This window comes from Acidithiobacillus acidisediminis (assembly GCF_023277115.1).
In the GTDB taxonomy this organism is placed as follows: Bacteria; Pseudomonadota; Gammaproteobacteria; order Acidithiobacillales; family Acidithiobacillaceae; genus Igneacidithiobacillus; species Igneacidithiobacillus acidisediminis.
Genome location: NZ_JALQCS010000001.1, coordinates 2772914 through 2782872, shown reverse-complemented (window position 1 = coordinate 2782872; position 9959 = coordinate 2772914). Strand labels below are relative to the sequence as shown.

At 52.4% G+C, this 9959-nt stretch carries 9 protein-coding genes; 4 read left to right on the top strand and 5 right to left on the bottom strand.

The genetic code is table 11. The annotated features are described in order from the left end of the window. The 5 genes from M5D89_RS14005 to M5D89_RS13985 form a co-directional block, all read right to left on the bottom strand. On the bottom strand, positions 1-400 hold a 400-nt coding region (locus M5D89_RS14005), incomplete at its 3' end, for a GPR1/FUN34/YaaH family transporter (protein WP_248886410.1). A gap of 499 nt (positions 401-899) precedes the next feature. Beyond that, positions 900-1703: a helical membrane plugin domain-containing protein gene (locus M5D89_RS14000; RefSeq protein WP_248886409.1), complete on the bottom strand. Its 804-nt coding sequence runs from the start codon at positions 1701-1703 to the stop codon at positions 900-902. 12 nt (positions 1704-1715) lie between these two features. Further along, entirely contained in the window at positions 1716-2855 is a 1140-nt protein-coding gene (locus M5D89_RS13995; RefSeq protein WP_248886408.1) for an NAD(P)/FAD-dependent oxidoreductase, read from the bottom strand. Positions 2856-2895: 40 nt separating this feature from the next. After that, on the bottom strand, positions 2896-3126 hold the full coding sequence (locus M5D89_RS13990; RefSeq protein WP_248886407.1) for a sulfurtransferase TusA family protein: 231 nt from the start codon (positions 3124-3126) through the stop codon (positions 2896-2898). 44 nt (positions 3127-3170) lie between these two features. Then, positions 3171-3557: a DsrE/DsrF/DrsH-like family protein gene (locus tag M5D89_RS13985; RefSeq protein ID WP_248886406.1), complete on the bottom strand. Its 387-nt coding sequence runs from the start codon at positions 3555-3557 to the stop codon at positions 3171-3173. A gap of 491 nt (positions 3558-4048) precedes the next feature. On the opposite strand from M5D89_RS13985, the gene M5D89_RS13980 reads away from it, so the two are divergent. From M5D89_RS13980 to M5D89_RS13965, 4 genes are all read left to right on the top strand, one after another. Then, positions 4049-5413: a hypothetical protein gene (locus tag M5D89_RS13980; RefSeq protein WP_248886405.1), complete on the top strand. Its 1365-nt coding sequence runs from the start codon at positions 4049-4051 to the stop codon at positions 5411-5413. Between the two features lie 454 nt (positions 5414-5867). Continuing rightward, complete coding sequence (locus M5D89_RS13975) at positions 5868-7811, top strand: EAL domain-containing protein (protein WP_248886404.1); 1944 nt, start codon at positions 5868-5870, stop codon at positions 7809-7811. 419 nt (positions 7812-8230) lie between these two features. Next, on the top strand, positions 8231-9313 hold the full coding sequence (locus M5D89_RS13970; RefSeq protein WP_248886403.1) for a DUF3034 family protein: 1083 nt from the start codon (positions 8231-8233) through the stop codon (positions 9311-9313). A gap of 21 nt (positions 9314-9334) precedes the next feature. Continuing rightward, on the top strand, positions 9335-9799 hold the full coding sequence (locus M5D89_RS13965; protein ID WP_248886402.1) for a group I truncated hemoglobin: 465 nt from the start codon (positions 9335-9337) through the stop codon (positions 9797-9799). Positions 9800-9959: the final 160 nt, after the last annotated feature.

Here is a 9959-nt window from a genome sequence, read left to right as displayed (position 1 = left end):
GAATGAAGGCCACGCAGAGGATACCAAAAAGCAGCACCAGTCCGACATTGGCGCGCAGGGACGCCAAGAAGAAAATTAGGGTGATGAGAGCCATAAGGGCGAACCAGATCGCGAGCAATTCGGGCGCGCTCTTCATCGTTGCCGCCAAGCCACCACTGATTGCAGCGATTGCAAAGGCCAGAAAAAAAGATCCGTAGGTAAAGAATACTGTTGCAATGTAAGAGTTTGGCAGTTGGTAGGTGAAACCCCCGGCGACGAACATCTCTGCAGCTCCAAAGGCAAACGACAGTGCCAACAAGGTGCCTAGACCTGCAAGCGGAACGATGCCGTAAAAAACGGCGCCAATGATAAATAAGGGTACGGCGAAGCCGAAAAGACCAATGGCGATAGGATCCTTCATGTGATTATATTCCTCCGTCTACGATGCCGGTTATTGATTGGCTGATAATTGACTATAAACAACCCGAATCCTCGGGCCCATCCTGATAGTTTGGTGAGGCTTCGCCAGAGTGCTGAGCGAAAGCTAGCGGAAAGGCAATGCGAAAAAGAATAAACGTCATGCCATCCAAACAATATCCTGACAAAGCCTCGATTTGGTAAGAGCAACGTTCGTGCCATATGAGTAGGGCAAGATAATCAGAGTATTCCAGTTTTCAAAAACTACATATTGTGAACATCTCACATTAATCTGTGAAAAAAGATGTGCACTAGCAAATAGTTATTAAATACCTGGTAATCATACAATATTGTATATAAATTGTTATTTTATGGCCAAAAATATTACGTAAGTCAATTGTCAGTAAGGACTTCTCTGTCATGACAGAGTGTGTCATGAAATGACAAAAAAGCCCCCAAAAACCGGGGGCACAAGCGGGGCGAGTAAAAACGTTCTACAACAATCAATGGGCCAGGCGGCAGGAGCGGAAGTGCTTGCCCACCAACATCAGGAACTGAATCGTCTGCTGGGTCTCTGGTTTTTTCATCAGATCCCAGAGCCCGCCAATACCACCCTTGGGTGGCGGGGCCTTTGCTGCCTCTTCCGTAGCGCCCGCCAAACAGTGCAGGAAGTCGGTGAGGATGTGCTGGTTATCCATCTCCTCTACTACACGCAGCACGCGATCCATGACCCCGGTGCGGACCGCGCGATCTACCAAGCACATGGCATCGGCGGCCAGAGTCGCCAGCCGGGTGACCATTTCGTCGCTCATCGAGTCGCCGGCGGCTCCGAGCATACGCGCGATGTGCACGATCCGCTCGAGATCGCCGTTGTGTACCAGGGCCGAGATTGCTGGCAGGGCCTTGGCGAGTTCGGCCCGATTGACCCGGTCGAGGAGGTCGAGGCCTCCAGAGGCAATTTCTGCCATCCGGCTGACCATCTCATCACTCATGGCGTCGCCTGCAGCGCCCAACATCCGTGCCAGATGCACAATGCGATCGAGGTCCCCGTTTTTCACCAGGGCCGACACGGCAGGTAGGGCATGGGCGACCTCCGCCCGATTGACCCGGTCGAGGAGGTCGAGGCCATCACTGGCCACCTCCGCCATGCGTCCGACCATTTCGTCGGTCATGGCGTCGCCCGCCGCGCCCATCATCCGTGCCAGGTGAACGATGCGTTCCAGATCACCGTTTTGGACCAGATGCACCAGCGCCTGTTGCGCCTGCTGCAGCTCATCTCCCTGCGATAGTTCCAATACAGCTGCCATCATCCACCTCCCTTAGAGCAGGCCGCGCGCGGTCGCCCAGTAGAGCTTGTTGTAGGCCATCTTGAAGGCATGTACGGCACCCGTTGGCGCCTTGGGCTGCGGCGGATTCTGGTAGTTGAACATGGCGTAGGTGGCGCGATCCTTACCAGCCTCGATGAAGCAGAATACCTTGCCGTCGTAGGCCTTGACCGGGCGACCCATCTTGATCACCGCCGCCACATTCTCGGCTGCGGTTTCGGCCTCGAAGTGGGCGGTGGAGCCCGCTTTGGAGATAGGTAGGTTGGTGGTGTCGCCGAGGACGATCACGTTCTTGCCGTGTTCTCCTTCCATGTGCAAGGAATTGCGATTGGTGGGGATCCAGCCATTCTCACCCAAACCGTTTTTCTCAATGACTTCCTGACCCTTGTGCGGCGGCACGGCCACCAGTAGATCATATTTGACCTCGCCGCCTTCCTCACTGCGCACGCAGGCATTTTTGCCATCGACTTCTTTCATGTTGAACAAGGTTTCGTACTTGATGCCCTTGGCGTCGAATTCCGGCGCTGCCCATTTGGCGACGTTTTCCAGGCTATGCACCCGACCAATGGGGTAGGTGTAGTAGAACTCCGTCTTGTCGAGAAGGCCGCGATCCTTGATGAAGTCATGCATGGCAAAGGTGACTTCCAGGGGAATCATCGGACACTTGTGCGGTAACCCCACGGTGATGACAATGCGCCCACCCTTGAAATCCGACAGTTGCTTGTAGTACTCGACCGCATTTTCTGCGGTGTAGCAGTTGACGGAATTTTCTTTCAGGCCAGGGATGTTTTCCGGCATGGGCCGTGAGCCTGTCGAAATAACGATAAGATCATACTCATGCACCTTGCCGCTTTTGCATTTGACATGATTGTGTGCCAGATGAAATTCTTCGACTGGATCGACGTGAAACTCGATGCCGGGCTCCAACAGGCTTTCCTGTTCCCGCACCAACTCATCGGGGGTAGCGCGCCCCATGGCGACGTAAAGCCAACCGGGTTGGTACACATGCTCGTGGCTAGCCGACAGCATGGTAATGCGGGCTTTACCCGTCTTCATCTCGTGATGAATACGCCGCGCCAGGTGATTCGCAAAAATGGTGCCGCCCATACCGCCACCTACGACCAAAATCCTCATGATGTCACTCCTTATTCGCTGTCTGACTGCACTGTCCTGATTACTTGGCCTTGCGCACCTTGATGTGCCAGATGCCCTCGCCATCCTGATCCGTACCCACCATTTCGTGACCTACCTTATGCACCCATTCGGGCACATCCTTGGCGGACCCAGCATCGGTAGAGAGCAATTCCAAGGTGTCGCCCACCTGCATACTCTTCATATTAGAGATCAACTCCATCAACGGACCCGGACAAAAACTGCCGCGTGCGTCTACCTTACGTTCTGCCATGATTTCTCCTTTACACGTTTCGCCCTAACCTACTTCTTGACTACTTAGAAGGTCAGCAACTGACAACCTTCGGCATCGCTGAAAAATTTCGTCAGGCCCATGGCCCCGGCAACGATCGGTTCGAGATCCTCTTCCTTCACCCCCATCACATCCATGGCCATGGAACAGGCCCAGATCTTCGCATCGCCCAGCTCTACTGCCTGCTCGAAGATCTGGAAGAACTCCGGTACCTTGTGTTCTTCCATCTTTCTACCGAGCACGCCAGAAGCTGGCGCCTCCTTGCTGTGCCCCTTGATGAAGTGGGGAAACGCGTTCATGGATAGAAAGACCTGGACTTCGGTGCCGGAAACCGCAGCGACGGAAGCTGCCATCGCCGCGAACTGCAAATGCTCGCGATCGCCATTGAGACAAATAATAAACATGCCCGCCATACGTAATCCTCATTAGTTGACTGTCGCCTACACTGAGCAGTTCTTGTGCCAGAAAATAAATTATTATGTATTTAACTTCTTATATATGAGAGAAAAAAGGGTTGTAGCGGAATCTGTCTAGCTGACGCTTCGTTTCCGATGTGACCATATTTGTGATTTTGTGACACGTGTCATGACATGTGTCATGATATTTTCATGAGCATGTCACGCAGCGAATAGATCGCTCCGGAGGCTTCTTTGGCCATGAGAATGGAAGCGGGAGAAGCTCGCGAGCGCGCGATACGCATGGTGTTAGGGATATCGAAGCCAGTATTTCTCGCCATCCTGCTAAGATCCATTTTTTCTGTGCCGCACAGTATACAAATAAGTGGATTAGCAGCAGAAGATCTATTGATAAAAAAAAATATAAAAAGGTATCTTTTATAGGGGGTTGCGAATCTGTCGAGGTCATCTATGATATCTCACGGGCTTAAACAAAATAGGAAATCCCCATGATGTCAGCGCCACAGAGAGAACCTAGCACTGGAATCGTCACGATTCATGAAGAGCCTGTCATTTTTCATTGCAATCACTACAACCGGTTTCTACAACTGACGGTTGAGGATTGCCATTACATTCAGCGCAATCCGATCCTGGCCTGTTCTGCTGCCGATGTAAGTCGCCATCAGTTGCAAAAGGCTTTTGCTGATCACCCCGAGTGGACGGTTGCTGAGCGCTTACAATATGCGGAGAGTATTTATCGATACTGCGGCTTCGGGGACATGGCGTTGGGTGTGGTTGATCCTAACGGTGGTCCAGAGTTGCTGGTACGAGAACGACACTCCCATTATGGATCAGCCTTGCGTCTGAATTACGGCAAACGCCGCTGGGCCGGGGAGTTCTTCGACCTCGGCTTTGCCGTGGGCAGCATGGAAGCCGCAACCGGGTTCCCGTACGCCGGGAACATTGCCGATCATGATCCCACACCGATCTCCTTGGGGGGAGACGAAACTCAGATTCTCTTACGTGCAAATGAACACCCGCAGGGTACTCCGCAACAAAGTCGGAGTATAACCCCTGTGCCGACACCGACCTGGATTGCCGAGCTTCCTGCCTTGGAGTCTGCCCCAGAACGCAGCATAGGCTTGCACATTGATGAAGACGCCATCATTGCGGCGGTGGGGACGCTGCCGTTGAGGGGCAACGAAGAAGGACTGATACCTGCCTTCGGCGTCTATCTCACTCGGCACTATGCCGATTACTACAATCTGGTGTCTTTCCGCTTCGAGAAGGCTTTAGCGGAGGCGATGGAAACACATCGCTACCTGGGAGAGATGCTCTGGTATGAGTACCCTTCGCTATTCTTCTACAAGGACCGATTTGCTCATCTCCAGGGACGAGAACTGGCCAGTACCCTGTTGATCGAGGCCGGGCATATCTGCGGATTCAACACCATGGGTGGGATCATGCGCTCCGATCCCTGGTACCAACTGATCGTTCCGCAATTCCAGGCCAAGGAAGATTGGCTATCCGGGATTGTGGCCTGCATCAATGCCCTGGGTTGGGGAATCTGGCGAATTGTCGAGATCGTCCCCAATGAACGACTGGTGCTGCGTGCCTGGCATCCCTACGAGTCCTTGGGACACCTGCGGCATTTTGGCCCAGCCGACCATCCGATAGACTATCTCCTGGTCGGGGTCGCCGCCTCCTTGATGAATCTGCTCTACACCGCAGACATTACCGAAAAGCCGGAGCTGACCTTGGACTTCTACTATAAGGTGAATCGCAGCAAAGAAGGTTTCTGGGGACGGCAAACCCGTTGTGTGGCCATGGGAGATCCCTATTCCGAGGTGGTAGTGGAGAGGAATATCTTGTAATTACCACTTTAATTATAGTAGAAATAATAAAGATAAAAAATATTACATTTTGCCTCCTCGGATCTGGTGGTGAAAGAAATAAATAAAACTGCTAAAATGATATGGTCATTTGATGAACAAAACCGCCACTGGAACTTATATGACCACGCCTACCGATTTGGATGAGGGAGAAGCATCTCGCCTGACCGCCGTGCTCCTAGAGAAGGCCACAGAGCTGATCACCACAAATAATCGTGTCGAACTTTTGCAAGGGTTATGCAGAAGCCTTGTAGAGGCCAGCCCTCACATCCTTCTGGCTTGGGTGTGGATCGGCCCAATCAACGCTCAAGAGGTCATACCCCAGATTGCCGTGGGTCCAGCCAAAGAATATACCCGTAGTCTTAAAATCCGTCGCGGTTGGATTACTCAACTGGGACCGGTTTTCCAGGTGTTATCCGGTGCAAAATTCAGGAAAATGAACATATCCAGAGGATCACTATTTGGGCCTTGGCGGCGTGCTGCACGTCGTTATGGGTTTCAGACAGCAATTGCCTTGCGGCTGCCCTGTCCAGATGCGGGGGAATCTGGGGTCATCGTCCTCTATGGAGGTGTGCAGGACTATTTTCAGAAAGTAGGAGAAAGTCCATTTCTTGCCTTTGCACGAACCGCCCAGTCCATGCTGCACCAGTGTCAGCTCATCGATAAATTGAAAGAGGATGCAGCTACCGATGATTTGACCGGACTTCCCAATCGACGCGGATTCCATGCCGAATTACAGAAATGCTGTGCTCGTACTCTGCGCAGTGGTTATCTTCTCGCTGTCGGTATGCTGGATTTGGATAATCTGAAAATCATAAACGATCGTTTTGGACACGAAACGGGCGATATCCTGCTCCAGAAAACAGCCCAGAGAGTTTCTTCTTTAATCCGCGATGGAGATGTATTCGTCCGTTGGGGAGGCGACGAGTTTGGGCTGATCATCACAGACCTATCCTGTGTCGATGATCTGGAAAGCCTTTCCGAGCGCATTCTCAATACCGTGAAAGAACCGATCACGCCAAGTAGAGACCTACAAATAGAAAGCTCCGCAAGTTTGGGATGGGTACTTTATCCCTTACAGGACGACGACCCAGATACGTTGATTCGATATGCTGATCAGGCTCTTTATACGGCTAAAAACAATGGCCGGGACCAGTATTTCCTACATAGCTTCACCATGGATGAAGCAGTACAGGCTGAAGCTGCGAAGCGCGTTCTGCTGGAGCAGGCCTTACAGGAAAATCGACTGATCCTCCACTATCAGCCGATCGTATCGAGCTCCGACACAGTCCGGGGCGTAGAAGCGCTTCTTCGTCTACAACACCCGGAGCTGGGATTGCTTGCTCCTGCGGCCTTCTTCTCTGCCCTGGATCACCCCCGCCTCGCACGCTCCATCGGTCGCTTCGTTCTGGACGCCGCCTTGCGTCAAGGCAAACTGTGGCAACAGGAGGGCCTATCGCTGCGGATAGCCGTAAATATCAGCACGCGCCACTTGCTCGATACCCGATTTCTGCAGGATCTGCAGGAAGCTTTGGCCAGATACCCCAGCATGCCCCCCGAACAGCTCGAAATCGAGATTACCGAATCGGCACCGTCACTCGACCTGGACAGAGCGCAAGCAATCTTGCACGATTGCCAGCGCTTGGGTGTCCGCATCGCCCTCGATGATTTCGGTACCGGCAATGCCTCCTTGACCCACCTTCAGCAACTCCCAGCCCAATCCATCAAAATCGATCAGAGCTTCGTGCGCGACATGCTCGATGATCCAACGGATCTCGCCATTACCGCAGGTGTGATTACCACCGCCCGCATGCTGGGCATGGAAATGATTGCCGAAGGTGTGGAATCCGCCGAGCATGCCTACCTGCTGAAAAAAATGGGCAGTAACCACCTGCAAGGATATTACTTCTCCAGGCCGCTCCTCGCCGAGGATATCCCTGCCTACGTTGCGGGATTCCGCCGTTCTCAGCTGGAGGGTACCTTGATAGATACCTATGACCTAGACCCATACCTGGAAGCCCATATTCTTCGAATGCGGATGTTCCTACGCGCCCTACATCAGAAAGGGCCATTCCCCGCCCACGTCCTCGAAGAGGACGCTGAGGACCATTGCCATTTGGGGCTGTGGCTGCGCGGGGAAGGCGCGCTCCTGTTTAGCCAGTCACCCGATTTCACGGGGCTTCTCGCGCGCCACGAGCGGCTGCACCAACTTTCCCGGAAGGCCAAATCCCTACTGGATGCTGGGGCTAAAGAAGAGGCGTTGCGTCAGGGAGATCTGCTCGATCGGGAAAACCGCATGCTGCTGGACGAACTGTTGACACTGACGGGACAGCGCCAGAGCTTGCACAGAAAAATCTCTGATGCCGATAGTTCCGTGTAACTAGCTTTTGCGGGCCTGAATTCGACACCCCGCCGGCCCAGGGAATCCGGCTTTCGCACCGAGATTTCCGAACAGGTAAGAGAAGTTGAATGATCGACCTAGCTCCTGTTCCTTGACCAATATCAGGTCAGTCATTCGCGATTCCTCTCCTGCTCAGGTGTATGTGTAAACAAATACCTGATGTCATGACATTGTCATGAGTCTGCCACACAACAAAAGATTTCCAGTCAATCCTGCCAGAGTTTGTCAGCCAATGTCATGACGTTATCTGGATGTCATGGTTTTGTGGATTATCGTCTTTACCCTATCTATTTGATGTTTATGTAATTATTGTCTGAAAAACCATGCCTTCCGTGCTGGTATCAATTATGCATAGATGTTACTGCTGTAACTCGACTGAAATCAGGAGGAGTACCAAAATGAAAAACACGCTACCTTGTCGTAAACGCTGGGTTGCCTATGCGGTTGGCGTTGCGCTTGCCGCAAGCCCGCTCATGGCTTCCGCTGCGATCGGGCAATCCAGTCTCTTTGGTATGGGCCGTTTGCTCGGAACTGGCGCAGTAACCGCTGTGGACGGTGCCGCTGGCGGTGGTATTAACCCATGGGCGGTGATCTCTGGCTATGGCACAAATCAGCAAATCGGTGCCACAGCCTTTTACTCTCATGTATTGCTCAATAATTATAATATGGATGCCTATGGTGCATCTGTTGGGCTGTTCAACCGCATTGAGCTCTCTTTTGCGCGGCAAAGTTTTAGCTTGGGGAATACCGGTCAAGTATTGGATAGCCGGATTGTCGGCACTGCTGCTGGTGCAACAATTCCAAATGGGGCAGTAACGACGTCTGGTGCCTTGGGTCTTTCTGGTCCGTCATTTTTTGGGGACAATTATCAGCTAAATCAGGATATTGTTGGACTAAAGGTTCGTTTATTCGGCAATATCATTTATGATCAGAACTGGTGGGAGCCGCAGGTTTCGTTGGGTATTGACTACCACCACAGCGAAATGCCAAAAAATCTTGCTGCGACCTTGGGGGTAACGCGCAACGCAATGTCGTACTATCTCTCAGCAACTAAGGTTTGGCTGCATGGCATTTTCGGCCTGACAACCTTGGCTGACGTCAATATTGATGTTACGAATGCAAATCAACAGGGTCTGTTGGGCTTTGGTGGTGTGAATGGAATGGGCTACAAAGTCTTGCCGGCTGCATCGGTCGGGGTATTTTTGAATCGACATGTAGTCCTTGGTGCGGAATACCGAGATATGCCGCAAAATCAGCTCGTCGCTCCGTCGGGCTTTGTGCCAACATCGGGACCGTACAAAGGGCTCAAACTTGGCGCCGTTGGCGATGCAGCTTCGAAGACGAGCGCTTGGAAGGACGTATACGTCGCTTGGTTCCCCTACAAGCAACTGTCCTTGACAGCAGCCTATGTGGACTTGGGCACGATCGCGACGGAAAAAAATCAGAGCGGCCTGTACCTGTCTTTGACCACCAGCTTCTGACCCATTTTTTAGGAGGTTATCATGAACGCAAAGTTGTCTGCGTCCTTGCGAAAAGGCGCGATCATTGGCGCCAGTCTATGCGCATTCTCTTTCGCTGGCTGGGGCACTGCTAATGCCAGCGACTACTATCAACAGTTTGGCGGCAAGGCCGGTATTACCGCCCTCATCAACACCTTTGTGGGTAATGTCGCCAACGATCCGCACATCAACATGTACTTTGCCCACACCAACATCAAGGCGTTGAAGTACAATTTGGTGCAGCAGGTCTGTATGGCCGTTGGTGGCCCCTGTAAGTATACCGGACCGAGCATGACCGATGCCCACCGGGGACTACAGATTACCGAATCGGCCTTTAACTATTTGGCAGCTGATATGATCACTGCGATGGACGAGCGCCGCATCCCTATTGGCGCGCAAAACTACCTGCTTTCATTGCTCGCGCCAATGGAACCGGAAATTGTCACGTCTAACGGGCCGCTTGGATAAGTGAGTAGGGTCTAATATATTGTAAGACTTATCTACCTCCTCCTCTTTAATAGGTAGTTTGCCCAAATTGCCATCGCAGGTGATTTGGGCTTTTTCGTGCATCCGAAATGGGAGCATGGGCGTATAGCAAGAGAGTCCTCGCATTGCAGGGCCATACAGA

Coding starts and splice junctions, on each gene's coding strand:
- M5D89_RS13990 (WP_248886407.1), bottom strand. CDS start 3,126: ATGGCAGAACGTAAGGTAGACGCACGCGGCAGTTTTTGTCCGGGTCCG.
- M5D89_RS13985 (WP_248886406.1), bottom strand. CDS start 3,557: ATGGCGGGCATGTTTATTATTTGTCTCAATGGCGATCGCGAGCATTTG.
- M5D89_RS14000 (WP_248886409.1), bottom strand. CDS start 1,703: ATGGCAGCTGTATTGGAACTATCGCAGGGAGATGAGCTGCAGCAGGCG.
- M5D89_RS13975 (WP_248886404.1), top strand. CDS start 5,868: ATGAACATATCCAGAGGATCACTATTTGGGCCTTGGCGGCGTGCTGCA.
- M5D89_RS13995 (WP_248886408.1), bottom strand. CDS start 2,855: ATGAGGATTTTGGTCGTAGGTGGCGGTATGGGCGGCACCATTTTTGCG.
- M5D89_RS13980 (WP_248886405.1), top strand. CDS start 4,049: ATGATGTCAGCGCCACAGAGAGAACCTAGCACTGGAATCGTCACGATT.
- M5D89_RS13970 (WP_248886403.1), top strand. CDS start 8,231: ATGAAAAACACGCTACCTTGTCGTAAACGCTGGGTTGCCTATGCGGTT.
- M5D89_RS13965 (WP_248886402.1), top strand. CDS start 9,335: ATGAACGCAAAGTTGTCTGCGTCCTTGCGAAAAGGCGCGATCATTGGC.